This window comes from Acinetobacter sp. V2 (assembly GCF_001188385.1).
In the GTDB taxonomy this organism is placed as follows: domain Bacteria; phylum Pseudomonadota; class Gammaproteobacteria; order Pseudomonadales; family Moraxellaceae; genus Acinetobacter; species Acinetobacter oleivorans.
In genome coordinates this window covers 1,913,628-1,913,879 of sequence record NZ_JZFB01000001.1, presented here as the reverse complement: position 1 = coordinate 1,913,879, position 252 = coordinate 1,913,628, and the positions used below count along the sequence as shown (strand labels likewise).

At 48.0% G+C, this 252-nt stretch carries 1 protein-coding gene; it reads left to right on the top strand.

The features are described 5' to 3' along the window. The coding region (locus tag UC75_RS19155; protein ID WP_049837317.1) for an Ig-like domain-containing protein at positions 1 to 252 on the top strand (252 nt) is incomplete at both ends.

Genomic DNA, 252 nt, shown 5'->3' with positions numbered 1-252 from the left:
AGCAGTGTTCACACCAGATGGCACAGGCACAGCACCAAGTATTACTGTGGCTGATAATACTTACGCAGACCTTGCAGGTAACTTGGGTACAGGCGATGTACTCGATGGTACAGACGGCTTTGTTGTAGACATTGTGCCACCGACGCTTGCGATCAGTGCAACAGACCTGAATCTTGCTCTTGGTGAAAGCACCACAGTAACCTTCACATTCAGTGAAGCAGTAACTGGCTTTGATGCAACAGATGTAACCTT